Below are 26,163 nucleotides of genomic sequence, written 5' to 3' on the forward strand. Positions count from 1 at the left end.
TTTTTAGAACAGTATCCCATGAAGCCGTTGCCCATCGAATTTGAACCGAATGCTTCTTTCTGTTATCGACTCGCTCGCTACCACTTGCTGAACGAGATCGCCGGTGAACCTGAAGCCATGACAGGTGAGCCCTTCCGGCTCCTGCCTGTTGCCACGCGTGTCATCGGTCGTTATTTGACCGATGAACAACAAGCCATGACATACCCCGCCCGAGATACGGACGGAGAACTGCGACAAGTCGGTGCTGCGCTACGGTTTTTTGTTTCCCTTCGTGCGAAACGGGGCGCGGAGTCGCCATTTGTCTGGCTCGGGCGATCGGGCATGTACCGGCTGAAGTCGGACACAGAGGTCATTGAAGAGGCGGACGTAGACACCGACGAAAACGTGGAAGACGAGCCCACCATTGAATTCAATGGCTGGATTTATGCTTTCACATTTCCAGCAATCAAACGCTCAGACCGACCTTTCCCAATCAAGATAGGGCTGACAACAGCACCTGATGTGGAAACCAGGGTTTTTGGCCAGTGCAAAGGCTCTGGGTTTTTCGAACGCCCTGAAATTCTCGGACGCTGGCAAGTCAAACGTGTGGCGCAAATTGAAGACGCCATTCATGCGGTTCTGAAAGCGCGTGGCCGCTGGAAAGAAGACGCGCCGGGTGATGAATGGTTTGTGACAACACTTGACGAAGTCAGTGCCATCCTCGAATTCATCAACTCATAGTTCATCGCATGACATACCTAAATATCATCTCGACGTTACTGCTAATCGTACTGATTGGGATCTCGATTCAAATCGCTGGCAGCATTCATTTGATGCGCGCCCTGCTTCACGAAATCAAGCCGAGTGAAAAAGTTATATCTGATGTTGATGTTAAGTGGGGGGCCATTACGCTCGCAGACACGCTGTTGAGAAAAATACGCGACCTTGAACGTCAACAATTTACCCTGTCCGAGATGAACCAAAAATTAGAGGAACTGAACGAATTCAATCAACTCTCACCAGAGCAAAAAAATCGCATCAGTTCTCTGAAGGATCTAGCCGAAAAACTAAAGTCAGATAGGTCTTCCTGATAAATCAAACATCCACGCAAAGTGGCATCCCAATAATTCACCCCAGCTTCTTCATCAACAACGCATTGACCTGCGCCGGATTGGCCTTGCCCTTGCTGGCTTTCATGATCGGGCCGACCAGGCCGTTCAGCGCCTTGGCGTTGCCCGCCTTGAACTCTTCGACGTTCTTGGGGCTGGCGGCCAGCACCTCGTCGATGATCTTTTCCAGCTCACCGGTGTCGTTCATCTGCTTGAGGCCTTTGGCCTCGATGACAGCATCCACTTCACCGCCTTCAGACCACAGCACCTCAAACACCTGGCGCGCCGCGTTGTTGCTGATGGTGTTGTCGCTGATGCGGCCGATCAGGGCGGCCAGTTGCGCGGCACTGACCGGCGCCTGCTCGATGCCGATGTCGGCGGCGTTCAGGCGGCGCGAGACTTCGCCCATGATCCAGTTGCTGGCCAGTTTGGGCTGGCCGCAGGCCTTGGCGGCGGCTTCAAAGTAGGCGGCCATGGCCTTGCTCTGGGTGAGCGTGGTGGCGTCGTATTCGGGCAGGGCGTAGTCCTTGACGAAGCGCTCGGCCATCACACGCGGCAGCTCGGTCATTTCGCCCTTGACGCGCTCGACCCAGTCGCGGCCAATCACCAGCGGCGGCAGGTCGGGGTCGGGGAAGTAGCGGTAGTCGGCCGAGTCTTCCTTGGTGCGCATGGCGCGGGTTTCGCCGGTGTCGGGGTCGAACAGCACGGTGGCCTGCTGGATGGCGCGGCCGTCTTCAATTTCTTCAATCTGCCAACGGACCTCGTAGTCGATGGCCTGCTGCATGAACTTGAAGCTGTTCAGGTTCTTGATCTCGCGGCGCGTGCCCAGCGGTGCCCCTGGTTTGCGCACCGATACGTTGGCGTCGCAGCGGAACGACCCTTCCTGCATGTTGCCGTCGCAGATGCCGATCCAGGTGACGATCTTGTGCAGTTCCTTGGCGTAGGCCACGGCTTCTTCGCTGCTGCGGATGTCGGGCTCGGTCACGATTTCGAGCAGCGGCGTGCCGGTGCGGTTCAGGTCAATGCCCGACTGGCCAATGAAGTCTTCGTGCAGCGACTTGCCGGCGTCTTCTTCAAGGTGGGCACGCACCAGGCGAACGGTCCGTTTTTCCGATTGCCCTGAGCCTGTCGAAGGGCCAAGGTAGAACGACACCTCGCCGCCCTGCACCACCGGGATCTCGAACTGGCTGATCTGGTAGCCCTTGGGCAGGTCGGGGTAGAAGTAGTTCTTGCGCGCAAAGATGCTGCGCTCGGCCACATGCGAATTCACCGCCAGACCGAACTGGATGGCGCGCTCCACGGCGCCTTTGTTCATGACCGGCAGCGTGCCGGGCAGCGCCATGTCGAGTGCGCAGGCCTGCGTGTTTGGCTCGGCGCCAAAGGCCACGCTGGCGCGGCTGAAGATCTTGCTGTTCGTGGACAGCTGGGCGTGGGTTTCAAAGCCGATGACGACTTCGTAGCCTTGAACGAGTTTGGCAGTCATATCAAATGCCCTCCGGCTTGCGAAGGTGGAAATCGGTGGCTTGCTGCAGGCGGTGCGCCACGTTCAGCAGCTGCGCTTCCTTGAAGTAGTTGCCGATCAGCTGCAGGCCCACGGGCATGTTGTGGGCGCCAAAGCCTGCGGGCACGCTCATGCCGGGCAGGCCGGCCAAAGAGGCGGGCAGCGTGAAGATGTCGGCCAAATAATCGGCCACCGGGTCATTGGCGTTCTCGCCCAACTTCCAGGCCACGCTGGGTGCAACGGGGCCAGCGATCACATCGCACTCCTGGAAAGCTTGCTGGAAGTCATTGGCAATCATGCGGCGGATTTTTTGCGCCTGCAGGTAGTAGGCGTCGTAGTAGCCGTGGCTCAGCACATAGGTGCCGGTCATGATGCGGCGCTTGACCTCGCTGCCAAAACCTTCGGCGCGCGACTTTTTGTACATGCTCTCCAGGTCGGTGTAGTCCTTGGCGCGGTGGCCGAACTTCACGCCGTCAAAGCGGCTCAGGTTGGAGCTGGCTTCGGCGGGGGCAATGATGTAGTACACCGGAATGGCCAGCTCGGTACGCGGCAGGCTGATGGGCACCAGCGTGGCGCCCAATTGGGTCAGTTCGCCTAAAGCACCATCAACAGCAGCGCGCACATCGGCGTGCAAGCCTTCGCCAAAGAACTCTTTCGGGATGCCGATGCGCAGGCCTCTCAAATCAGCGCTCAAAGACTTCGTGAAGTCTTCTGCAGGCACGTCCAGCGAAGTCGAGTCGCGGTCGGCATCCGGGCCGCACATGGCGCTCAGCAGCATCGCGCAGTCCTCGGCGGTGCGGGCCATGGGGCCGCCCTGGTCCAGGCTGGAGGCGTAGGCAATCATGCCGTAACGGCTGGCGCGGCCATAGGTGGGCTTGATGCCGGTGATGCCGCAAAAGCTGGCGGGCTGGCGGATCGAGCCGCCGGTGTCGGTGCCGGTGGCCGCAGGCACGATGCGCGCGGCAATGGCCGCAGCGCTGCCGCCCGACGAACCGCCGGGCACGCGAGTCACGTCCCAAGGGTTTTTCACCGGGCCGTAAGCCGAGTTTTCGTTGGCCGAACCCATGGCAAATTCATCGCAGTTGAGCTTGCCCACGGTGACCATGCCGGCATCAGCCAGGCGCTGCACCAGCGTGGCGTCAAACGGCGAGCGGTAGCCTTCGAGCATTTTAGAACCAGCGGTGGTCGGGAAGTCTTTGGTGACAAAGATGTCCTTGTGGCCCAACGGCACGCCCTCCAGCGCACCGGCTTGGCCTGCAGCGATGCGTTCGTCCGCGGCTTTGGCCTGCGCCAGCGTGGCTTCGGGGTTCAAGGCCAAAAAGCTACCGGTCGCATCCGCTTGGGCACGCGACACAAAATGCTGCGCCACCTCGGTGGCAGAAAAGGTTTTGGCCTTCAGGCCTGCGGCCAGTTCGGCCACGGTCATGTCATGCAATTGCGTCATGGCCTGCCTCACTCAATCACTTTGGGGACCAGGAACAGCCCACGCTCCACAGCGGGGGCGCTTTGCTGGTTGGCCTCGCGGTTGTTGGGTTCGCTCACCACGTCTTCACGAAGACGCAACTGAACGTCCTGGATCACGGCCACCGGGTGCGGCAGCGGCTCTACGCCTTTTGTATCGACGGCCTGCATGGCCTCGACGATATTGAAAAAGCCGTTGATCTGGTCGAGCAGGTGCCCGTTTTCCTCGGGCTTGAGCTCCAGCCGGGCCAGGTTGGCGATCCGGTCAATGTCCTGGGCAGTCAGCGTCATAGTGGTGTGAACTCCAAAGCATTCGTTTCTTTTTCATATCTTCACACTTTGGTCGAGCTATGAAGTGCGCAAGAAACGGGCAATCGGGTATTATCCTGTGTTTAAAGAAGGTGGGCGCGAACCCGCCTCGAACAAAGCTTTTCGTCACCCTGTTTCCGGGCAGATGCCAACTTGTCATCCCCCTCTAGGATTTGCGCATGTTTTCCTCATTCCGCCGTTATTTTTCCAGCGATCTGGCCATTGACCTGGGTACAGCCAACACCCTGATTTTTGTGCGTGACAAAGGCATCGTTCTGGATGAGCCTTCCGTCGTGGCCATCCGCCACGAAGGCGGCCCCCAAGGCAAGAAAACCCTGCAGGCTGTGGGCCACGAAGCCAAGGCCATGCTGGGCAAGGTGCCTGGCAACATCGAAGCCATTCGCCCCATGAAGGACGGCGTGATCGCCGACTTCACCGTGACCGAGCAGATGCTCAAGCAGTTCATACGCATGGTCCACCCGCGCAGCACCTTCCGTCCCAGCCCGCGCATCATCATCTGTGTGCCTTGCGGCTCTACCCAGGTCGAGCGCCGCGCGATTCGCGAATCCGCTTTGGGCGCAGGTGCCTCCGAGGTCTACCTGATCGAAGAACCCATGGCAGCTGCCATCGGCGCGGGTCTTCCAGTCGCAGAAGCATCGGGCTCCATGGTGGTCGACATTGGCGGCGGCACCACCGAAGTGGGCGTCATTAGCCTGGGTGGCATGGTCTACAAGGGCAGCGTGCGTGTGGGTGGTGACAAATTTGACGAAGCCATCATCAATTACATCCGTCGCAACTATGGCATGCTGATTGGTGAGCCCACGGCTGAAGCCATCAAGAAAAACATCGGCTCGGCATTCCCGGGCAGCGAAGTCAAGGAGATGGAAGTCAAAGGCCGCAACCTGTCCGAAGGTGTGCCACGCAGCTTCACCATCAGCTCCAACGAGATCCTTGAAGCCCTGACCGACCCGCTCAACAACATCGTCTCAGCCGTCAAGACCGCACTGGAGCAGACCCCGCCCGAGCTGGGTGCCGACATTGCCGAGCGCGGCATGATGCTGACTGGCGGCGGCGCACTTCTGCGCGATCTGGACCGTCTGCTGGCCGAAGAAACCGGCTTGCCGGTGCTGGTGGCCGAAGACCCGCTGACCTGCGTGGCCCGCGGTTGCGGCATGGCGCTGGAACGCATGGACAAGCTCGGCAGCATCTTCACTGACGAATAAGGGCTCGGCCCTCTGGTGCGGCCATGCCCCTGGACTCTCTTGATCGCTCCACACCTGCGTTTTTCCGGCAGGGCCTGTCCTCTACGCTCAAGCTGATTTTGCTGGGGGCGTTGTCCATCGGCTTGATGTTTGCCGACCACAGACTCCAGATGTCCCAACCCATTCGCGCAGCTCTCAGCATGGCCTTGATGCCTCTGCAGTGGGCTTCCTTGCTGCCGGGTCGGCTGGTGGATGCCACAGGTCAATATTTCCAGGGCGTTGAATCAGCACAGGACGCGCAACTCAAATACCAGGCGTTGACCATTTCGCAAGCACAGCGCCTTCAACGTGTTGAACAACTTGAAGCCGAAAACACCCTGCTGCGGGAGTTGCTGAGTCTGCAGGCCCAACACCCCACCAACAGCAAAGTGTGCGAGATTCTGTACGGTGTACAAGACCCTTACTCCGAGAAACTGATCATCAACAAGGGCTCCTTGGCAGGCTTGCAGGCCGGATCGGCAGTCATTGATGCACAAGGTGTGGTGGGACAAGTCACACGCACCTACCCCATGCGCAGCGAAGTCACTTTGCTGATCGATCGCAGCCAGCACATCTCCATCATGAACGCACGCACCGGCGTTCGCTACGTGGCCCAGGGCCTTCCCAACTCCATGGGCGGCGCACTGGAGTTGCAATATGTTCCGACCAATGCCGACGATCAAAAAGATGACTTGTTGGTGACCTCTGGCATTGATGGCGTGTTCCCCGCTGGTCTGCATGTCGGGCGCATCTCCATGGTTGATCGCAAGGTCAACTCATCATTTGCCCGCGTACTGGCTTACCCTGCATCTGAGCGCAAAGGTCGTCACGTTCTGGTGATCAGCCCAGCGAGCAAGGAGGCACGATCATGATCATGCCTGCTGGCCGCCAAAAGCTGCTGCTGCCTGTCAACCCCCGCTTCATTGCCTTGAGCCTGTTGCTGGCCCTGTTTGCAAACATGCTGCTGGACCTGCTGCAATGGCCGGGACTACCTGATTTGCTGGGGCTGGTACTGCTGTTCTGGACAGTCCACCAGAACCGCCGCATCGGCATGGTGGTCGGCTTCATATTGGGCTTGCTGATGGATGTTCACCAATCAGCGCTGCTGGGGCACAACGCGCTGGCTTACGTTGGCTTGACTTATCTGGGTTTGCTGATGCAGCGCCGCCTGCTCTGGTTCCCCCTCCAGGAGCAAGCCTTGCAAGTGTTGCCTTTGTTTGTGTTTGCAACCGTCGTCCAGGTGATTGCACGTCTGTTTGCCGGTGACGGCTGGCCAGGCTGGAGCGTGGCTTTCGGACCGGTACTGCAGGCGATTTTGTGGCCGCTGGTAGGCAGTCTGCTGCTGGCCCCTCAACGTCGCCCTTACGCGCCTGACAAGATCCGCCCCCTCTGATCAAGGCCATGCGATTGAAACCTCTGGCACGACTGCGCAACACCGAGCTGGAGTTGCTGCACTTTGACCAACGCATTCGCGTCATGCTTTGGGTGGTAATGCTGTGCTTCGCATTGCTGCTGGCACGGCTGGTGTATCTGCAAATCATCCGTCACGATGACTTGCTCGATCAGGCCGAGAGCAATCGCACCGCCATCATCCCCACCGTGCCACCACGCGGCATGATCCTGGATCGCAACGGCGTGGTGCTGGCACGCAACTACTCCGCTTACACACTGGAGATCACACCCAACAAAGTTGAGGACCTGGCCAGGACGATTGACGAGTTGGCGCAGGTCATCGACATCCAGCCGCGCGATCGGCGCAAATTCAAACGCCTGATGGAGGAGTCAAAAAATTTTGATTCCCTGCCCATTCGCACCCGCTTGAGCGATGAGGAGGTGGCACGCTTTACCGCTCAGCAGTACCGTTTCCCCGGCGTGGAAGTCAAGGCACGTTTGTTCCGGCAGTACCCCTTTGGTGAACTGGCAAGCCACGTCGTGGGCTACATTGGCCGCATCAACAGCCGTGACAAAGAGCGGCTTGAAGAAAGTGACGAAGCCGGCAACTACAGAGGCACACAATACATTGGCAAACTTGGCATAGAGCAAAGTTACGAAGCGCAGCTGCATGGCACCACAGGCGTGCAGGTGGTTGAAACCTCAGCGGGGGGCCGCGCCACAAGACGTTTATCCAGTCATTCCGCCACGCCTGGACAGAACCTGGTACTGAGCCTTGATATCCGCCTTCAGCAACTGGTTGAAGACCTTTTTGGCCAGCGTCGTGGCGCCCTGGTGGCACTGGATCCAAGATCAGGCGAGGTGCTGGCTTTTGTCAGCAAACCCACATTTGACCCCAACTTGTTTGTGGAGGGCATCGACAGCGAGAGCTGGAAAGCTCTTAATGAGTCGATCGATAAACCCTTGCTCAACCGCGCCTTGCGTGGCACCTACCCGCCCGGCTCCACCTACAAACCCTTCATGGCCTTGGGCGCACTGGAAGTGGGCAAGCGCAAACCCGAACAGATCATTGTGGACAACGGTTCCTGGGTCTATGGTGGGCACACTTTCCGCAGCCATGGCGATGGCGGCCTGGGCCCTGTCAACATGGTGCGCGCTATCGCGCTGTCGAGCAATGTGTATTTCTATGCTCTGGCCAACGACATGGGCGTGGACACGATTCATGACTTCATGAAGCCTCTGGGCTTTGGCCAGATCACTGGCATCGATTTGCCCGGCGAAGTGCGCGGCGTCCTGCCCAGCACCACCTGGAAGCGCAACACCTACAAAAAACCCGAGCAACAGCGCTGGTATGGTGGGGAAACCATCTCACTGGGGATTGGACAGGGATACAACAACTTCACCATGCTGCAATTGGCCACCGCGACAGCCGCATTGGCCAACGGAGGCACGCAGTACACACCGCGGCTGCTCAAATCCATGCAGGATCCCGTGACACGACAATTCACCAACGCAGCCCCCCCTGAAGCCCGGGAGCTGGGCTACAAACCTGCGCACATCGATGTGGTTCGCAGTGGTTTGGTGGGCGTGGTCAGCGAAGGCACTGCCACGCACGTGTTTCGAGGAGCAGGCTACCAAAGCGCTGGAAAGACGGGCACCGCACAAGCTGTCACCATAGGCCAGAAAGAGCATTACAACGCAGCCAAACTGGCCGAACGTCAGCGTGACCACGCCCTGTACATGGCATTTGCGCCTGCCGAGGATCCCAAAATTGTGGTGGCGGTTGTGGTTGAAAACGCAGGCTTCGGAGCCGCCTCAGCTGCCCCGATTGCGCGGCGGGTTTTTGACTATTGGCTGATGAATCAGTACCCCAGCCAAGCCGATATCGAAGCTACGCGCCAAGGGCAATCTTCCGTACCGCTGGGAACCCCCAGAATTGCCTCAGAAGTGGAAATTCAGCACCGAGCCGCCAACAGTGGCAAATAGCCCAAAATCCACAAATTAAATCCAAAACAAGCCAAATTTAAATACAAAGATGTACTCATATACGCCAATTGGCGTATTTACATCCGTTTTTTTGCCTAGAGAATTTTCAATGAATTCTTCTCAACAGGCACATCTTTGTTACATCCCGGCTCCAAATCTCGTCCTTTGTGTATAGCAGTGCTGGCCATGCTGGCCGGCCTTGCACACGGACAAACACTGCCCGAAGTGGTGCGCTATTCGCTGGAGAACTACCCACAGGTGCAAGCTTCGCTGGCCAAGGCACTGGCAGCGGACGCCGAAATCGACAAAGCCCGCAGCGCGCACATGCCGCAGCTGAGCCTGACAGCTTCAAGCAACCATTACGCCAGCGGCCAAAGGCCGGCCTCGCTCAACAGCACCAGCGTGTCGCCCACGGCGAAAGTCAACCTGTGGTCCGGGGGCCGTATTGAGGCTGACGCCGATCGCGCGCGCGCCCTGAGTCGTGCAGCGCACCTGACCAGCCAGGTGACACTGGATGACGTGGCCTTGCTCGCCTGTGAGGCCTACCTCAACTGGGCCAAAACGGCTGACCTTTACCAGCTGGCAGTCAAAAACATGCAACTGCATGCGGAGGTGCTGGAAGACATCCGTGTGATTGCACAAACAGACACCGGACGGCGCATTGATCTGGACCAAGCCAGCGTCCGGCTGGACAACGCCCGGCTGACCCTGCAGCAACGCAAATCCGAACTGGCGCAAGCCATGCAAAAAATGCAGCGCTTCTGGCCTGAAGGTCTGGATGCACGCCCCATCGGGCTGGATGTCACCATGGGTCACGATGGCTACTTCACAGATCTGCCCAATAGCGCAAGCGAGGCTGCGCAAGCCGTTTCTGATGAATTACCCTCGATTGCCCAATATGTACAACAGGTGCAAGCGGCACAAGCCGCTGTGCGCATGGCCAAGGGCTTGTACTGGCCTACGGTGGATCTGGTGACCTCCCGCCAATACAACGAAGCCAGTGCCAAACAAGACTTCTTGACCCAGTTGCAACTGAACATGCCCCTGTACTCCGGGGGCTCAGTCAACGCACAAATCAAGGCGGCCGAACAGCAACTCAAAGCCTCGCAACTGTCACTGGACGAGGCTCGCCTTGTCCAACGCGAGAAAGCCGTCCTGGCCTGGCAAGACTGGGCCGCCACCCGCGTGCGATCTGACGTGGGTGGCACCCAATCGGACGTGGGCGAGAAGGTGGTGGAAGGCTATCGCCAACAGTTCAAGCTGGCCAAGCGCTCCTTGCTGGACCTGCTCAATATTCAGGCCGACAGTTTTGGCTACCGCAGCGCAGCCCTCAGCGCCTTTCATGACGAGCGCATTGCGCGTGCACGCCTGTTGGCCAGCACAGGGCAACTGGCCGCCCGCTTCATGCCTCAAGCAGCCGCCCCTACATCCGCACACACCCCTTCCTGATACCTGTACATGAACACCCCCTCTCCCGCGTTGTCCTCCGTCCCCAGCACAGGTGGGCCTGCGCCAGCGGCGCAGCCTTCCAACCCGGCTGCAGCGCAAAACGACCCTTTGCTGGTGTGTCTTGCCATGCAGGCCAAGCTGCTGGATCGGCCGGTGCACATGCAGGTTCTGCGTGGTGGTTTTGCTCTGGACAGCCGCGGGCGCGTTCCTTTGGCCGCTTATCCCGACATGGCCCACAAGCATGGCCTGGTAGCCGCTTGGTCACGCATTCGCGTGAGCGAGATTCCGGGCTACGTCCTGCCCGTGTTGATGCCCCTGACAGATGGCCGCGCCTGCATACTCAAAGCCATTGAAGACGCTGATGCGGTGGTTTACTGGCCGGAAACGGGTCTGCAGGAACAACGTCTATCGATGGCAGAACTGCAGGGCCTGGCCCGCCCTGAGGTGCTGGCCGTTCGCGCCCAAACGCGCAAACACAGCCAGACACTCAACCCACTTGACGGCCCCGCCTTCAACTGGTTCTGGGGTACCTTGTGGCGCTTCAGAGGCTTTTACTATGAGTCCATGCTGGCCACGGTGATTGCCAACGTGCTGACCCTGGCCTCCATCTTCTTCACCATGAACGTCTACAACCGGGTGGTGCCCACGCAGGCTTACACCTCCCTGTGGACACTGGCCATTGGCACCGCCATTGCGGCGCTGCTTGAATTTGTCATGCGCTGGCTCAAGGCCCGCTTGGTGGATCTGGGCGGGAAAAAAGCCGACCTCGCCATCAACGCTACTTTGCTGCGCGAAATCATGTCGATTCGATTGGAGCACCGCCCCCAGTCGGCGGGTATTTTTGCCAGCTCGATGCGCGACTTTGAATCCCTGCGCGACTTCTTCTCTTCGGCCTCCCTGGTCTTGGTCGCCGACCTGCCTTTTGTGCTCATGTTCCTGGCACTGATCGCCATCATTGGCGGTCCGATTGTTCTGTTGCCGGCAATTGCCGTTCCGATTTTGATCATTGCCGGCCTGCTCGCCCAGAAACCCTTGATGCGAGCTATTCGACAGAATATGAAAGAGTCTGGAGACAAACAAAGCGTGCTGGTCGAATCGGTACTCAATATGGAGTTGCTCAAAGCGCACAACGCAGAAAGCTACCTGCAGCGCCGCTGGGAGGCTTCCAACCTGGCTGGCTCCGAGTCCTACAAGCAGATGCGCTCTTTGACCAACCTGATCATGGGCGTGTCCTCCACCATCCAGCAACTGGTGACTGTGGGCATGGTGGTCATGGGCGTCTACATGATTCACGATAACCGGCTCACATTGGGGGGCCTGATTGCCTGCGTCATGCTTGTCAGTCGTGCACTGTCACCGTTGTCAAGCGTGATGTCGCTAGCCTCGCGCTATCAGCAGGCCAAGACTTCGCTCGAAACGCTGGACGGCCTGATGAAGCGCCCACGTGACCGCGCACATGACCGCAACTATCTGACGCCAGAGCAAGTGGAAGGACAGCTGCAAGCGCAAGAACTGGAGTTTGCCTATCCTGCCGAGCACAAGATCCCGGTCATCAAAAAACTGTCGCTGACTGTCCCCGCCGGCCAAAAACTGGCGCTGCTGGGTCGGATCGGCAGCGGCAAAAGCACGCTGCTGCGACTGATGGCCGGTCTGTACACGCCTTCAGCGGGCAGCGTCCGCCTTGATGGCATAGAGCTGCAACAGATCGAGCCCAGTGAAGTTCGCCAGCGCATCGGCTACGTTGGACAGGACCCTCAACTGTTCATGGGTACCCTGCGCGAAAACCTGGTGCTCTCTGACAGCTGGATCACGGATGCGCGGATCACCGAGGTGCTCCAGTCTTTGCAAATGTACGAGCTGGTTGCCGCCCATCCCCTGGGACTGGACATGCCGATCAGCGAAGCGGGTGGCGGTCTGTCCGGGGGGCAGCGCCAGCTACTGGCCATCGCTCGCATGATGCTGCGCAACCCGCGCATCGTGTTCATGGATGAACCTACTGCCAGCATGGACCAGAACACAGAAGCCCGCGTGATTGCCGTCATCAAGTCCTGGCTCAAGGACAAGACCCTGCTGGTCTCCACGCACCGTCCACAGCTGCTGGAATGGGTCGATGACATCGCGGTGATCGATGCTGGACAGTGCGTGGCCAACGGACCCAAACAACAAATGATCGAGATGCTCTCCAAAGGCATCGGTGTCAACCAAAGCTCCGGTGCAAGCACGCCTCCCAACGAAGCCACCGTCAGGAAAGCTGCATGAGCACGATCAGCAAATCCAAAATCGGAATGATGACCGTCGAAGACGATGAGCGTCAGGCCAGCCAGATCTTGATCCGGGCGATCGGCATTGCTCTGATACTGGCCTTGGCTTGGGCTGCATTCTTCGAACTCGACGAAATCACCGTCGGACAGGGCAAAGTCATTCCCACCAGCCGAGAACAAATCATCCAGAGCCTCGATTCGGGGGTGCTCAACGAGTTGCTGGTGCGTGAAGGGTCGGTCGTCGAAAAAGGGGATGTACTCATCCGTATCGACAGCGCACGATCAGGAGCGGTCTATCGCGAGGCGCGTGAAAAATACATGGGCCTGCTGGCCTTGTCTTCGCGCCTGAAGGCGGAGGCCTACAACTTGCCTTTGCAGTTCCCAGATGAAATCAAGGCCGAGAAAGACCTGATCCGACAGGAAACGCAGGCCTACGAAGCAAGACGTCGTGCCTTACAGGAATCGCTGCGGGCATTGGACATTTCCATTTCAGCCACCATGCGTGAGCTGGCCCTCACCGCCCCGATGGTGGAAAAAGGAGTCATGTCCGAGGTGGAGTTGCTGCGCCTGCGCCGCCAGCAATCAGAGTTGATGGGGCAGCGCGCCGATCGACAAAACCGTTACATCACGGATGCCAACAACGAGCTGGTTCGCGTGAACACCGAGCTGTCTCAAACCAAGGAAAACGCATCGGCCCGAGAAGATGCCTATCTGCGCACAACCATCACCTCGCCCATGAAAGGGGTTGTGAAAAACGTCCAGATCACGACCGTGGGAGGCGTGATCCAGGCTGGACAACCGATCATGGAGATCGTGCCGACAGATGACGAGATGCTGGTCGAGGCTTATGTCAAACCGGCAGACGTGGCCTTTGTCAAGCAAGGGCAGGAGGCTGTGGTCAAGTTGACTGCCTATGACTTCAATAAATACGGCGGGCTCGATGGCGTGGTGGAGTTCATCAGCCCGGATACGCTGCGCAACGAGAAAGATCGTCGTCCAGGCGTTCCGGCCGAACTCCAGGAAGGCCTGTACCGTATTTTGGTTCGCATCAAAAATGCAGGTCAGGTCCGCCATGGGCAAGCTCTCACCCCCACACCCGGCATGACCGCCAGTGTGGAGATCAAGACGGGTCAGAAGACCGTTCTGGAATACATCTTTCATCCTCTGCAAAGTGTCACTACGGCACTTCGGGAACGCTGATCTTTAGCAGGAGACTCGCATGAACAAAACCAATAACACTCCAACGGTCATCAAACCGATTCAGGTTTCGGAGCCGGTACCGGAATACCTGAGCACGGCAGAGGCGGCTCGCCTGCTGGGCCTGTCCACCACCTTGGTCCAAACCCTGGTTGATCAAAACGAGCTGGTCGCGTGGAAAACGCGTGGTGGGCACCGTCGTATTTCACGCAAATCGGTGGTCAATTACCAAGGGCATTCGCGCCGCAGTGATGCTCCATCACGAGGAGCACGTACACACGCCCAGGTGACGCTGGTGTCGGAAAACAGCAAGCTGCTGGGCAAGCTCAAAACTGCGATACCCCAATGGAAATTACCCATTTCCGTGAACATGTTCGAGTCCGTGACAGAGGCCCTGCTCGACCTCTCCAATATTCGCCCGGACCTGATGGTCGTCGAACTCAATATGCCGCTGAGCGAGCAACAAAAAACCTTGCAAGCCATTGTGAACTTCAACAGCAAGGGCCTGGGAGCGCTTCCGATTGTGCTGATCACACAGGAAAACGAATTGGCCAACAGTGAGGCAGCCCATCAGGCCAACCCAGGAACCATCCAAATCATTCACAAGCCACTCCAGGAAGAGTGGCTCCATGCCTACATGGTCGGAGTCGTTGCGGCATGTCGAATCTGCTAAAGCTCATCCCTGATCCTGAACCCCGCCCTTCACGCCGTATGACCATCAAAGGCCAACTCCAGACGCGCCCTTTGTCGCAAGCCAATCAGGAAGCACTGCTTTCGCTTGGCAACCCATCTGCTCCTTCCTCGGATCCACAGGGCCAATGCCTGCGGCAAATGCGTCTGAAACAAGGGAAAAATCCCGCAGAGCTGGCAACACAGGCCTGCATTTCGCTGGCTCAACTCTACGGACTGGAGTCAGGGGCTAACAATTTGTTTTACACCGCAGATTTCGCACTCCAGGCCAAGCGCCGCGTCGCCAGGCTTCTGGGCGTAGATTGGGACACGATCGCAGCTCGCCCCGGATGCGGTATCCCGGCAGCCAACTCAAATGTGCGCTCCTTGTTAGCTGTGCATACGGCGGTGGCTCCTCAGCCCGCGATCGCCGTCAGCACGGATGACATTGCTGTCCCTCGACTGATTTCTGTCTCTGCAGATTGCGAAGTTGAGCCAGTGAAAGTACAGGAAACAATTGACGCCACTGTGACCCAAGCATCCGCACCACAAAAACAAGTTGCACAGGGCCCATCAAGCTGGTGGTGGATTTTGGTGTTGACGCTCATTGCTGGCGCAGGCACACAATGGGAACGCCTTTCACAGATCCTGGCCACTGTTTAAGGCGCTGAGCTTTCGATCAGCCTCAGCCCCCACCACGCTGCGTGGTCAGATCAAACCTGCGCATGAACTGCAAACGAGCCTGGTCATCCGCCTCTTCAAAACGAAACACCATGCCCATGCGTGGCAAACGCATCAGCGCAATGGTTCTGGGCGGCAGGACTTTCCACTCGATCTGCAAGCGCCCTCCTCCCTGAAGGCGTACCTGCACCGTCTGATCTGAGCATTGCCAATCATGGTCACCCATGGCTTTGGGCAGCCAGGCCAACCACTCGGCTTCGGTGCAGGCCATATCCCGTTCAAATGATGCGGGGTAGTGCGACTGCATAAACTGTCCTCAACGAAACGCCATCATCCACCAGCAATGGGCGGCCAGATGGCCAGCACGTCGCCTTCAGCAAGGACATGCAATGCGCGTTGTTCGGGCGCAATGAAATGTCCGTTGACCAACACCAGGTGAACCAGTTTGGCGGGCAACGCAAACGGCTCGATCACCTGCGCCACCGTTGCACCTTCAGTCACCTGCAAGGGCATTTCGTTGGCCGGACGCACCGATGCCGGAAGGTAGTCTCCCAACGTGGCAAACAACTTGAAAGTGATATTCATGCGCGCATCTTAGCGACGTCGAGTATCCTGCGCACCGCTCCATTGGCCTTGCCCCTGCGCGCATGCCAAATAGGCCTCCATTAACAGAGTGGGGTCTTGCTTGAGCTTGTCTTTCCACTCGCCCAGCCGTACCTGGCCTTCGACCAGGCCGCGCATCACACCGACATGCTCGGTCCAGCCGACCGAGTTGCAGCCCACCATGAGGTCGTCCTTGAACTGAAGGCTCAGGTGGCGGCCAGCGGCTTTGTCGGTCAACTCGGCATGCTCGCCACCGTCCACACCTTGCCAGTTGCCAAAACTGGTGGAGATCAGGCCCAGCGTGTCGAGCACGTTGATCTGCGTCACGCCCTTGAGCGTGGTGTGTTGTCCCACCATGTTGAGCGCAGCCACACGGGCTTGATCGGCGGCATTGGGCTGGATGGCGCTGACAATCGTTTTGCCGCTGACCATGTCAAAGGCTTCAGCGCAGTCGCCTGCGGCATAAATGCCAGGCACATTGGTCTGCATACGCTCGTCGGTCAGGATGCCTTGCAAACAGCTGATCCCGCTGTCCTTAAGGAACCCAATGGCCGGACGCACGCCCGTGGCGCTGATGACCAGGTCGGCTTCAATCGTCTGCCCACCCGACAGGCGCACGCGCAGGCCGCTGCCTGAACCGCCGCCCAGGCCCAGCGCGCCAGCAATTTTGCCCACCAGCCCGGCTGGTTCAGAGGCATTTTCAATCGCCTCGACCTTGGCCGAGGTATAGACCTTAACGCCCTTGGCCTCGCACCAATCGCGGATCATGCCACCGGCCATCGGGCCCATCATGCGCGGCACCATGCGGTCACCCATCTCGACCACCGACAACTCCACCCCACGCAGCTTGAGCGCCTCCATGATGATGCAGCCGATGAAGCCGGCACCCATCTGCAACACACGCGCACCAGGCTTGGCCCGTGCAGCAATGGCACGGGCGTCTTCCAGCGTCCAGCAAGTGTGCACGCCCGGCAAGTCCAGACCTGGAATTGGCGGACGCACCGGGTGCGAGCCGGTGGCGATCAGAAGATTGTCAAAGGGCAGCGTTTGGCCCTTGTCCAGCGTCACACTTTTGCCCTTGGCGTCCACCTGGGTGACGCGCGCCTGCACGATGTCAATGCGCAGGTCGGCAAAGTGCGTGCTGCCCTTGCGCAGCCAGGTGCCCTGCTCGCCTACCTTGCCAATGAGCAGATAGGGAATGGCCATGCGCGAATAAGGCGTTTCGCGCTCGTCGCCCACGACCGTGATGCGGTCTTGGGGACGCTGTTTTCGCAAAGTTTCAGCGGCGATGATGCCAGCCGGGCCGGCACCGAGGATGACGTGGTGAGCCATGGGTCAGATCACAAACCCAGACGCTGCTTGGTCTGCGCCGTCGGGCGACCTTCGCTGTCCCAGCCGCGCACGTCGTAGTACTTGGGCAACATCTCGGGCAACTTGCTCACCACACCTTTGCCCGGGCCGGTTTTGGCGGCTTCCGTCAGCAGGCGCTTGGGCAGCGTGTCGTCGGCCTTGGTGAAGCCCGCGGCGTTGTTGAACTCGCGCTCCATGTTCCAGATGCGCTCGCCAATGTGGGCCAGGTGCTCCATGGTGTACTCGTCACCGCAGGCAGCCTGCAATTGCGGGGCCACGTCAGCCAGGGTCCAGGCGAAGCTGGTGAAAATGCAAATGCCTGCCGAGTCGAACGCCGCAGTGGCATCCTGGAAGGCCTTGACCAGTTCGGGCTTGCCCTCGCTCTCGACGGGCTCGGTCTTGACCGGAATGCCCAGCACTTCGGAGGCGATGGTGTAGCCGCGCAGGTGGCAGGCGCCGCGGTTGGAGGTGGCGTAGGCCAGGCCAATGCCCTGGATCACGCGACCGTCGTAGGCCGGAAACTCCTGGCCCTTGACGCTCATGGACAAATCGGGGTGGCCGTACTTGGCCGTGAGGCGCTTGGAGCCCATGCCGATTTCCTTGCCAAAGCCAATGCCCTTGGCCGTCATGTCGGCCAGCTCGCACAGGGCCTTGGCCGAGCCAAATGGGGCTTGCGTACCGATTTGCTCAGCGGTCAGCACGCCCATCTCGTACAGCTCCATCACAGCGCCCACGGTGGCGCCGAAGCTGATCGGGTCCATGCCTTCTTCGTTGCAAATCAGGTTGGCGTATTGCAGGGCTTCGAGATCATTCACGCCGTTGGCGGCGCCCAGGGCCCAGGCGGCTTCGTATTCGAGGCCACCCGATGCGCCCCAGTACTCGGGCTTGTTCTGCACCGAGAAGTGGCTCTCGTCCATCTTGCTGATGCGGCCACAAGCGATGGTGCAACCGAAGCAGGCCTGGTTGGTCACCAGGTGTTTCTTGCCGTCGGTCTTGCGCGGCGTGGCCATGGCTTCGGCCGAGATGTCTTTGGCGCCTTCAAACTGAACGTCGCGATGGTTGCGGGTGGGCAACGCGCCGACTTCGTTGATGACGTTCATCAGCACCTGCGTACCGTAGGTGGGCAGGCCCTGGCCGGTCACGGCGTTGTCGGCCAGTACTTTCTTGGCGGTCTTGGCCGCGGCCATGAAAGCCTTGGGATCGCGGATATTGCCTACGCCTTTGGTGCCACGCACAGCGATGGCCTTGAGATTCTTGGAGCCCATGACGGTGCCCACGCCCGAGCGCCCCGCCGCACGGTGCAGGTCGTTGACCACGGCGGCGTACAGCACACCGTTTTCGCCGGACTTGCCAATGCTGGAGATGCGCAGCAGCGGGTCCTGGTGCGACTTCTTGAGCATGTCTTCGGTCTGCCACACGCTCTTGCCCCACAGGTGATCGGCGTCGCGCAGCTCGGCGACGTCGTCGCAGATGTAGAGGTAAACCGGCTTGGCCGATTTGCCTTCAAAAATGACCATGTCCCAGCCCGCCATCTTCAGCTCGGCACCCCAGTAGCCGCCCGAGTTGGAGCAGGCGATCGCGCCTGTCAGCGGACCTTTGGTGATGACGGTGTAACGGCCACCGGTGGAGGCCATGGTACCGGTCAGCGGGCCGGTGGCCCAGATGATCTTGTTGTCGGGCGAGAGTGGATCCACTTTGGGATCGATCTCGCTGATGAGGTACTTGCTGCCCAGACCACGCGAACCGATGTAGGCGCGGGCCCACTCCATGTTCAGCGGTTCGGATGTGACGGTGCCAGCCGTGAGGTTGACGCGGAGGATTTTTCCAGCCCAAGACATGTTGATGCTCCTAGTGGGTGGTGAGAATTAAGCGGCGGAGGGCTGATTGCCCAGCTTGTCGGCCCACTGCTTCATCTTGTCCAAGCCAGTCCAGTTGGCGTCGATGAAGGTGATGGCACCGGTTGGGCAGGCGTCGGCACAGGCCGGGTCGCCACCGCACAGATCGCACTTTTGCACCTTGCCGGTTTCCTGCACATAGTTGATGGTGCCGAAGGGGCAAGAGATGGTGCAGACCTTGCAGCCCACACAGGTCGCTTCGTTCACCACCTTGGCGCCGGTGACTTTGTCCACAGTGATCGCCTCGACCGGGCAGGCATGCAGACACCAGGCTTCGTCGCACTGGGTGCAGGTGTAGGGCACTTTCTTGCCGGTGTGGTGGAAGTCAAACACCTTGATGCGCGACTTGGCTGTGGCGAATGTGCCGTAGTTCTCGTAAGAACAGGCCATTTCGCACTGCTGACAACCGGTGCACTTGTCCGGATTAATGTGCAAAACCTTTTGCATGGATAACTCCTGAAGTGTCTGCACGGGCTATGCAAGCCCCTACATATGAATGACAATGCCGACCATTGTTGGATGCGAAGCGCGCTCATCGAACCGGACAAACCCTAGGTTTTTGACGGCTACAACCAGAAATTCTCAACTTGATACACATGGGCTCACACCACAGCGACCGACTCAGCGCCATCGCGCTGGCCCGCCAAGCCTGGCTGGGACAGCGCAATCCCGGCGCGGCCTCCGTGCCCGCCTGGCTCGGCCGCAGCTGGAACCGTTGCCTGGACATGGGGCTGTCACCCGAGCAGACCGTTGGCTTTGACGCTGTCAGCAAAGCGCAGATGCGCCGCGTGCAAGACGCCAGCCAACCCTTGGTACAAGCCGCACGCCCCGTGCTCGACGAACTGGTGCGTGCCATGGGCAATATTGGCTACTTTGCCATCTTGACCGATGCACAAGGCGTGGTGGTCGATGTTCATGGTCCGGTGGATACTTCAGATCGACGAGCCCAAGTGATTGCACGCATTGGCGTCGACCTGTCAGAACGCGCTATCGGTACCAGCGCCATCAGCGCTGCCCTGAGCGAGCTGCAACCTGTGTGGCTGCATCGCGGCGAGCACTTCTTCAACGACACCAGTGTTTACAGCTGCGCCGGGGCACCGGTGTTCGGGCCCCATGGCGAATGCGCCGGCATGCTCGACCTGACAGGGGTGGACGTGGTCGAACGCCCCGCCCTCAAACACCTGGTACGCCGTTCGGCACGCAGTATTGAAAACCGATGGCTGCTGCAAGCCCCACACGCCTTGTTGCTGCGATTGAACTGGCCCGGCAATGTTCCCGGAGATGACAGCGATGGTTTGCTGACCTTGGACACCGACGGCTATGTTCTCGGCGCCAATCCGACCGCACGGCAAATGCTGGCCATGGATGGCTACGCTGAAAACATGCATGCCAGCGATTTGTTTGCCATGCCTTGGGAAAACCTTTTCGATAGTGCGCACCGCAACCAAGCCGGCACCGAGGTCCCCATGTGGTCAGGGCTTCGTTTGCTCGCACAGACTCATGCGCCTGGCCACGCCCGGTCAACCGCAAGCACAAGGGTCGAGTCCGGAGGCAAGGCACTGCGCGATGTCGAAACCGAGCTGATTCGCCAGGCAGTGAGCCAGGCCAAAGGCAACGTGGCCGAAGCTGCACGCGCCCTGGGCATCAGCCGAGCCACGGTTTACCGCAAGCTCGGTTCATCCAGGCACTGAACGCGCAAATCAGCGCGCAGCGTTGGGAAAAAACAGCTGCTCGCCGCCGATCTTGTAGTCGGCAATCACGCCCTGACCTGCAGCTGAAGTCACCCAATCCACAAATTTCTGCGCCGCGCCTTGTTTGACATGCGGGTGCTTGGCAGGGTTGACCACCATCGCGCCGTATTGATTGAACAGTCGCTTGTCGCCCTCCACCAGCACAGCCAGGTCAGCGCGGTTTTTGAAGTTCAGCCAAGTGCCGCGATCGGCCAGCACATAGGCACCAGACGATGCGGCCATGTTCAGCGCAGGGCCCATGCCACAACCACACGCCTTGTAGCCACTGCCTTGCTTGTCGGTCAGGTCGGTCATTTTCCAAAAACGCAGTTCGGCAGCGTGTGTGCCGCTCTTGTCGCCACGGGAGACGAAAGCGGCGTTGCCCGCCGCCACCTTGCCCAGTGCGGCCACGATGTCATTGCCTTTGACGCCTGCGGGATCAGCCTTTGGACCGATGAGCACAAAGTCGTTGTACATGACTTCAAAGCGTTTGAGGCCGTAGCCCTCGGCAATGAATTTTTCCTCGGCCGTCTTGTCGTGCACGAACACCACATCGGCATCGCCGCGACGCGCCATGTCCAGCGCCTGGCCTGTACCCAGCGCCACCACCTTGGTATCCAGGCCTGTGGCCTCTTTGAACTTGGGCAGCAGGTGCGCAAAAAGCCCCGACTGCTCGGTCGAAGTGGTGGAGGAGATGACGATGGACTCGGCACGCGCCCACACACTGGTCAGCGCCACAGCGGCAGCCATCAGACACATAACAAGGCGTCGTGTTTTCATGCGATTTCTCCTTTTAAAAACAAATGGGCGGCCTCGCTGTAGCGGGGTAACTGATCGGGGTTGAAAAAGACATCTACAGGCAGGTCGGCCAGGATGCGTCCATGCTCCAGATACATCACACGGGTCGCCATGCGCTTGACTTGTCCCAGGTTATGGCTGGCCCATACCAAAGTGACAGGACGTTCTGGCGACGTGGCAAAGTCCCAGATCAATTGTTCGACTTCACGCTTGGCATGCGGATCCAGACTGGCCGTGGGTTCATCAAGCAGCAACACCTGCGGCTGACGCGCCCAGGCCCGTGCCAGCGCCACGCGCTGCAACTGCCCGCCCGAGAGGTGGATGCCTGACTGCTGCGCCAAGTCGGCCAAGCCCACGCGCTCCAGCGCCTGCAAGGCTTGTTGCCGCGCTTGGGCCCAGCTCACGGGTCGCGTGCGATCGAGCCACAGCGACAGCGTCAGGTTGAAACACACCGAACTGCGCAACAGGTGTGGGCGCTGGAACAACATGGCCATGCGGACATCGGACTGTCGTTGCATTTGGCCTTGCGCTATGGGCAAGAGGCCATTGAGGGTGCGCAAAAGCGTACTTTTGCCGCTGCCGTTGGCACCGATCAGGGCCACGCGTTCACCGGGATGAAAATCCAGCGAGACGCCATGCAAGGCGCTTTGCCCTTGCAACAGAACATGCACATCCTGCAAATGAAAAAGCGCAGTCATGTCCAGGCCTCCTGAGCGGACAGACGATGCCCCTTGCCACGCCTGCGTATCCAGGCCAACACCGCATTCAGGCACAACACCACTGCCAGCAAGACCAACCCCAGCCCCAAAGCCAAAGGCAAATCGCCCTTGCTGGTTTCCAGCGCAATGGCCGTGGTCATGACGCGGGTAAAGCCTTCGATGTTGCCACCCACAATCATCACCGCGCCCACCTCGGACACCGCGCGACCAAACGCCGTGACAGCGATGGTCAACAAGGTCAAGCGTTCGTCCCAAGCCAGGATCAGGCTGCGCATCCACACACCCGCCCCCAGGGACTGCCACTGCTCGCCGTGTTGCGCGTGTGCGTTTTCCACCGTCTGGCGGGTCAGCGCCATCACCACAGGCAACACCAAAATCACCTGGGCCACCACCATGGCTTTAAAGCTGAACATCCAGCCCAAAAACCCTAACGGCCCGGAGCGCGAGAGCAGCAAATACACCACCAGCCCCACCACCACCGAGGGAAGCGCCAACAAGGTGTTGAGCAACACCAGTACCCATCCACGCCCGGCAAAACGGGCCACAGCCAACCAAGCCCCGGCAGCCATGCCTAGCAGGCAACCGATCACGCTCGAGACCGAGCTCACGCTCAGCGAGCGCCCGACAATCGACCACAACTGGGCATCAAACGAAAGGACAAGATCCAGCGCTGTACAAACGCTGTCGGCAAAGGTATTCATCAAGGGTTCCGATCCTATAGGAGCAGGCAGGCGCTTTTACTCAGGGTTGTCCGTTATGAATGGTTGTGCATACGTGTGCGCCGGTGTGCCTGCTCAATTCAGGCACACTCCCATCTGTGCAACACATTCAACTGGCTTATGCATGGCAACAAGCGCGTGGCGACGACCCTGCGCGCAGCCCGACCTCGCCCTTGCAAAACCCACTGATGGATTTGCTTCACGCGGTGCGCGCCAGCGGATCCATCTCCGGCGCGGCCAGGGCCATGGGCCTGTCGTATCGGCACGTGTGGGGTGAATTGCATCGCTGGGAAGAAGAACTCGGCCAGGCCCTGATCGTTTGGGAAAAAGGTCAAGCCGCGCGATTGACAGCCTTTGCCGACAAACTGCTGTGGGCCGAACGCCAGGCCCAGGCGCGATTGGCGCCACAAATCAGCGCGCTGCAGGCTGAACTGGAAAAAACCTTTGCTCTCGCTTTTGATCCTGACCAACATTTGCTGACGATGTACGCCAGCCACGACGATGCTTTGGTGTCGCTGCGCAGCCATGCTGCGCAACAAGGCCTGCACCTGGATATGCGTTTTTGCGGCAGCGTCGATGCCATCCGCGCCTTGAACGAAGGTCGCTGCACCATCGCTGGTTTTCATGCGCCGATCCACCCTGCTCCTCACAGCCTGGTGGCGCGCACCTACAAACCATTGCTGCGCACCGGGCAACACAAGATCATCGGCTTTGCCAGCCGGGCTCAAGGCCTGATGGTGCCGGCCGGTAACCCCTTGAGTTTGTCCCAATGGTCCGACTTGCTGCGCCCTGAGCTGCGTCTGGCCAATCGGACTTTGGGCACAGGTACACGGCTGCTATTGGACGACTGGTTAGACAGTCAAGGCATAGAGGGCCACACCATTGTGGGGTATGACCAGGCCGAACCCTCGCACGCGGCTGTGGCCACACGCATCGCCTCAGGCCAAGCTGACACCGGGATGGGCATAGCTTCAGCAGCCCACATGCACGGCTTGGACTTTATTCCCCTGCTGCAAGAACACTACTGGCTGGTGTGCCTGAAGTCTGCGCTGGACACGCCCGCCGTCCAAACCTTGCGCACCATGGTGGACAGCTACACCTGGGGCCAGCAGCTGCTACGCCATGCGGGCTACAGCGCGCACCCCCATCCCGGCCAAGTGCAATCACTCAAAGCCCAGCTGCCCTGGTGGTCTTGAAGTGTCAAAATCGCTGCATGAAAGCACCGAGTCTTCAGTCCATCGCCGAACATCTGCAGGGGTATGACCCACAAGCCCTGACGGTTGCTCACGTCAATGCCTTTTTGCGCCAGTTGGTAGCGCCCCTGACGCAGACCGAAACGGTCAGCCCCATGCGGGCGCATGGCCGCATCCTGGCCGAAGATGTGATCTCGCCCATCAGCGTGCCACCCCACGACAACTCAGCCATGGACGGTTACGCTTTTGCCGGCGCACAGATGTTGGCGGGGCAAGAGACTGTGCTGCGCGTTGTGGGCACAGCCTTGGCGGGTAAGGCCTGGAGCGGCCAGTGCGGCCCGGGTGAGTGCGTGCGCATCATGACTGGCGCCATCATGCCCGCCGGCCTGGACACCGTTGTCCCCCAGGAGTTGGCCCGTGTTGAGAGCGATCAAGTCACCATCGCTGCTGCTTTGCTGGAAACAGGCGAAAACCGTCGCAGACTGGGTGAAGACCTGATGCAAGGTCAACCCGCTTTGCGCGCGGGCATCCGCATGGGGCCCGCAGCGTGCGGTCTGGTGGCGAGTCTGGGTTTGCCATCGGTCAAGGTCTTGCGTCGTCCGCGTGTGGCCTATTTTTCGACGGGCGATGAAATTCTGAGTCTGGGCGAGCCCCAGCGTGAAGGCGCGGTGTACGACAGTAACCGCTACACCGTGTTTGCCATGCTCCAGAGCTTGGGTTGTGAGGTGCTGGACATGGGCGTGGTCAAGGACCAGCCCGAACTACTGGAAGCCGCATTCCGTGATGCAGCCGCTCAAGCCGATGCCATCATCACCAGCGGTGGCGTGAGCGTGGGCGAAGCAGACTACACCAAAGCCATGATGAAAAAGCTGGGCGATGTAGCCTTCTGGCGCATTGCCATGCGCCCGGGCCGCCCCATGGCTGTGGGCCGCTTGACCCAAAACGGACGTGATTGCGTGTTGTTCGGCTTGCCCGGTAATCCGGTGGCCGTGATGGTGACCTTCCTGGCTTTTGTACGCCCTGCGCTTCAACGCTTGATGGGTTGGGATGCACCTGCACAACCCCTGCTCAAAGCTCGCACCCGCGAAAAGCTGCGCAAAAAACCTGGTCGTACCGAGTATCAACGTGGCATTGTGGAGCGCGACGAAAACGGGGAATGGTGGGTACGCTTGACAGGTAACCAGGGCTCAGGGGTACTCAGCTCGATGGTGCAGGCCAATGGTCTGATCGTGCTGCACCACGAACAACCCACCGCAGAAATCGGTGACTGGGTCGATGTGATGATGTTTGACGGACACCTGTAAGCGCTGGCGCGGCTGGCGGGGCAATTTTCTACCTCGTTCGCCAAGTCATTGATTCGCCTGCACTTTTCGCCCTAGAACTCGGTGGATCAGGGCTGAAAAAGTGGGTTCCCTTGGTGGGAAACCCGCGAGCTTAGATCGTAGCACGGCGTGGCGCAATCATTTTCCTGGCCTTGACTGCATGGCAGTCGCGTTGCCCTGCCTCGCTTGTCGGCTGTTTTGGCGCATGACTGCGACTGCGCCATGACTGCGCGCACAAAGCCCCGTTTTCCCTCGATAGGGCACACCTGACGCACTCACACGCGACTGCGGGTAGATGCGTCAGGTGTGTGAAAAATCGTTGTGTGGTCGTTTTGCTGTCATGCCACATCGGATGGCATGGGCAAGACCTGAGCGCCTGCGAAGGTCGCGCAGTGAGCGCAGCGAACGAAGAGGTAGAAAACCCCAAAAGGGGTTTGAACCTGAAAACAAATCGGGCGCAAAAAACGTCCAAATTTGACTTGCTGACGTTTCCATGTAATTGCTGGCGCGGTATTGCCAAAACTTACTTACATCGCGTAGCGTGTAAGTAAGTGGGCTGATCGAGGTGGAGTGATTTACTTACATGCGCAGCATGGAAG

25 protein-coding genes are annotated in these 26,163 nt (G+C 59.3%); 14 read left to right on the forward strand and 11 right to left on the reverse strand.

The genetic code is table 11. From position 1 onward, the window contains the following. Positions 1 to 18 precede the first annotated feature (18 nt). Both AAFM15_RS05695 and AAFM15_RS05700 read left to right on the forward strand, forming a co-directional pair. Complete coding sequence (locus tag AAFM15_RS05695) at positions 19 to 720, forward strand: GIY-YIG nuclease family protein (RefSeq protein WP_341685741.1); 702 nt, start codon at positions 19 to 21, stop codon at positions 718 to 720. A 92-nt stretch (positions 721 to 812) separates the two neighbouring features. Continuing rightward, positions 813 to 1,070, forward strand: coding sequence for a hypothetical protein (locus AAFM15_RS05700; protein ID WP_341685742.1), 258 nt, complete (start codon positions 813 to 815; stop codon positions 1,068 to 1,070). 37 nt (positions 1,071 to 1,107) lie between these two features. Here AAFM15_RS05700 and gatB read toward each other — a convergent pair whose 3' ends face one another. The 3 genes from gatB to gatC are packed head-to-tail and all read right to left on the reverse strand — an operon-like array spanning position 1,108 to position 4,341. Next, on the reverse strand, positions 1,108 to 2,571 hold the full coding sequence (gatB, locus tag AAFM15_RS05705) for an Asp-tRNA(Asn)/Glu-tRNA(Gln) amidotransferase subunit GatB (protein WP_341685743.1): 1,464 nt from the start codon (positions 2,569 to 2,571) through the stop codon (positions 1,108 to 1,110). A gap of 1 nt (position 2,572) precedes the next feature. Then, complete coding sequence (gene gatA, locus AAFM15_RS05710; protein WP_341685744.1) at positions 2,573 to 4,033, reverse strand: Asp-tRNA(Asn)/Glu-tRNA(Gln) amidotransferase subunit GatA; 1,461 nt, start codon at positions 4,031 to 4,033, stop codon at positions 2,573 to 2,575. 8 nt (positions 4,034 to 4,041) lie between these two features. Continuing rightward, positions 4,042 to 4,341, reverse strand: a complete 300-nt coding sequence (gene gatC / locus AAFM15_RS05715; protein WP_341685745.1) for an Asp-tRNA(Asn)/Glu-tRNA(Gln) amidotransferase subunit GatC — start codon at positions 4,339 to 4,341, stop codon at positions 4,042 to 4,044. Positions 4,342 to 4,538: 197 nt separating this feature from the next. Here gatC and AAFM15_RS05720 point away from each other — a divergent pair, with 197 nt between their 5' ends. The 9 genes from AAFM15_RS05720 to AAFM15_RS05760 all read left to right on the forward strand — a co-directional run bounded on the left by AAFM15_RS05720 (position 4,539) and on the right by AAFM15_RS05760 (position 15,217). Next, the gene (locus AAFM15_RS05720; protein ID WP_341685746.1) at positions 4,539 to 5,582 is read left to right on the forward strand and encodes a rod shape-determining protein; all 1,044 of its coding nucleotides are present in this window, start codon (positions 4,539 to 4,541) and stop codon (positions 5,580 to 5,582) included. A 23-nt stretch (positions 5,583 to 5,605) separates the two neighbouring features. Next, positions 5,606 to 6,472 (forward strand): rod shape-determining protein MreC, encoded by an 867-nt coding sequence (mreC, locus tag AAFM15_RS05725; RefSeq protein ID WP_341685747.1) that lies wholly within the window; start codon positions 5,606 to 5,608, stop codon positions 6,470 to 6,472. Beyond that, on the forward strand, positions 6,469 to 6,993 hold the full coding sequence (gene mreD, locus AAFM15_RS05730) for a rod shape-determining protein MreD (RefSeq protein WP_341685748.1): 525 nt from the start codon (positions 6,469 to 6,471) through the stop codon (positions 6,991 to 6,993). The genes mreC and mreD overlap by 4 nt, the downstream gene beginning before the upstream one ends. Positions 6,994 to 7,016: 23 nt before the next feature. Then, complete coding sequence (mrdA, locus tag AAFM15_RS05735) at positions 7,017 to 8,978, forward strand: penicillin-binding protein 2 (RefSeq protein ID WP_341685777.1); 1,962 nt, start codon at positions 7,017 to 7,019, stop codon at positions 8,976 to 8,978. A 186-nt stretch (positions 8,979 to 9,164) separates the two neighbouring features. Further along, entirely contained in the window at positions 9,165 to 10,427 is a 1,263-nt protein-coding gene (locus AAFM15_RS05740; RefSeq protein ID WP_341685749.1) for a TolC family protein, read from the forward strand. Between the two features lie 9 nt (positions 10,428 to 10,436). Continuing rightward, on the forward strand, positions 10,437 to 12,686 hold the full coding sequence (locus AAFM15_RS05745) for a type I secretion system permease/ATPase (protein WP_341685750.1): 2,250 nt from the start codon (positions 10,437 to 10,439) through the stop codon (positions 12,684 to 12,686). Further along, positions 12,683 to 13,888 carry an HlyD family efflux transporter periplasmic adaptor subunit gene (locus AAFM15_RS05750; RefSeq protein WP_341685751.1) on the forward strand — a complete coding sequence of 402 codons (1,206 nt, stop codon included), beginning with the start codon at positions 12,683 to 12,685 and terminating at the stop codon, positions 13,886 to 13,888. Before AAFM15_RS05745 ends, AAFM15_RS05750 begins: the two co-directional genes overlap by 4 nt. 19 nt (positions 13,889 to 13,907) lie before the next feature. Continuing rightward, the gene (locus tag AAFM15_RS05755; RefSeq protein ID WP_341685752.1) at positions 13,908 to 14,558 is read left to right on the forward strand and encodes an excisionase family DNA-binding protein; all 651 of its coding nucleotides are present in this window, start codon (positions 13,908 to 13,910) and stop codon (positions 14,556 to 14,558) included. Positions 14,559 to 14,596: 38 nt separating this feature from the next. Beyond that, positions 14,597 to 15,217: a helix-turn-helix transcriptional regulator gene (locus AAFM15_RS05760; RefSeq protein WP_341685753.1), complete on the forward strand. Its 621-nt coding sequence runs from the start codon at positions 14,597 to 14,599 to the stop codon at positions 15,215 to 15,217. 22 nt (positions 15,218 to 15,239) lie between these two features. Here the strand turns inward: AAFM15_RS05760 and AAFM15_RS05765 are convergent, their stop codons facing one another. Genes AAFM15_RS05765 through AAFM15_RS05785 form a run of 5 tightly spaced genes read right to left on the reverse strand, consistent with a single transcriptional unit; the run spans position 15,240 to position 19,530 of the window. Then, on the reverse strand, positions 15,240 to 15,542 hold the full coding sequence (locus AAFM15_RS05765) for a hypothetical protein (RefSeq protein WP_341685754.1): 303 nt from the start codon (positions 15,540 to 15,542) through the stop codon (positions 15,240 to 15,242). A 23-nt stretch (positions 15,543 to 15,565) separates the two neighbouring features. Further along, a complete protein-coding gene (locus tag AAFM15_RS05770; RefSeq protein ID WP_341685755.1) occupies positions 15,566 to 15,820 on the reverse strand; it encodes a MoaD/ThiS family protein in 255 nt (84 codons plus the stop codon). Positions 15,821 to 15,829: 9 nt separating this feature from the next. Then, positions 15,830 to 17,170 carry an FAD-dependent oxidoreductase gene (locus AAFM15_RS05775; protein WP_341685756.1) on the reverse strand — a complete coding sequence of 447 codons (1,341 nt, stop codon included), beginning with the start codon at positions 17,168 to 17,170 and terminating at the stop codon, positions 15,830 to 15,832. 8 nt (positions 17,171 to 17,178) lie between these two features. Next, positions 17,179 to 19,026 carry an aldehyde ferredoxin oxidoreductase family protein gene (locus tag AAFM15_RS05780; RefSeq protein WP_341685757.1) on the reverse strand — a complete coding sequence of 616 codons (1,848 nt, stop codon included), beginning with the start codon at positions 19,024 to 19,026 and terminating at the stop codon, positions 17,179 to 17,181. A 27-nt stretch (positions 19,027 to 19,053) separates the two neighbouring features. Next, positions 19,054 to 19,530 (reverse strand): 4Fe-4S dicluster domain-containing protein, encoded by a 477-nt coding sequence (locus AAFM15_RS05785; RefSeq protein WP_341685758.1) that lies wholly within the window; start codon positions 19,528 to 19,530, stop codon positions 19,054 to 19,056. A 149-nt stretch (positions 19,531 to 19,679) separates the two neighbouring features. Here AAFM15_RS05785 and AAFM15_RS05790 point away from each other — a divergent pair, with 149 nt between their 5' ends. After that, the gene (locus tag AAFM15_RS05790) at positions 19,680 to 20,774 is read left to right on the forward strand and encodes a helix-turn-helix domain-containing protein (RefSeq protein ID WP_341685759.1); all 1,095 of its coding nucleotides are present in this window, start codon (positions 19,680 to 19,682) and stop codon (positions 20,772 to 20,774) included. 9 nt (positions 20,775 to 20,783) lie between these two features. Here the strand turns inward: AAFM15_RS05790 and AAFM15_RS05795 are convergent, their stop codons facing one another. The 3 genes from AAFM15_RS05795 to AAFM15_RS05805 are packed head-to-tail and all read right to left on the reverse strand — an operon-like array spanning position 20,784 to position 23,031. Next, a complete protein-coding gene (locus AAFM15_RS05795; RefSeq protein WP_371833087.1) occupies positions 20,784 to 21,563 on the reverse strand; it encodes an extracellular solute-binding protein in 780 nt (259 codons plus the stop codon). A gap of 26 nt (positions 21,564 to 21,589) precedes the next feature. Further along, positions 21,590 to 22,309, reverse strand: a complete 720-nt coding sequence (locus AAFM15_RS05800; protein ID WP_341685760.1) for an ATP-binding cassette domain-containing protein — start codon at positions 22,307 to 22,309, stop codon at positions 21,590 to 21,592. Further along, positions 22,306 to 23,031, reverse strand: a complete 726-nt coding sequence (locus AAFM15_RS05805; protein WP_341685761.1) for an ABC transporter permease — start codon at positions 23,029 to 23,031, stop codon at positions 22,306 to 22,308. The genes AAFM15_RS05800 and AAFM15_RS05805 overlap by 4 nt, the downstream gene beginning before the upstream one ends. A gap of 116 nt (positions 23,032 to 23,147) precedes the next feature. Here AAFM15_RS05805 and AAFM15_RS05810 point away from each other — a divergent pair, with 116 nt between their 5' ends. Next, positions 23,148 to 24,245 (forward strand): substrate-binding domain-containing protein, encoded by a 1,098-nt coding sequence (locus AAFM15_RS05810; RefSeq protein WP_341685762.1) that lies wholly within the window; start codon positions 23,148 to 23,150, stop codon positions 24,243 to 24,245. Between the two features lie 17 nt (positions 24,246 to 24,262). After that, positions 24,263 to 25,546, forward strand: coding sequence for a gephyrin-like molybdotransferase Glp (gene glp / locus AAFM15_RS05815; protein ID WP_341685763.1), 1,284 nt, complete (start codon positions 24,263 to 24,265; stop codon positions 25,544 to 25,546). Positions 25,547 to 26,163 lie beyond the last annotated feature (617 nt).

It is taken from the genome of Limnohabitans sp. (genome assembly GCF_038134685.1).
GTDB lineage: Bacteria > Pseudomonadota > Gammaproteobacteria > Burkholderiales > Burkholderiaceae_C > Limnohabitans_A.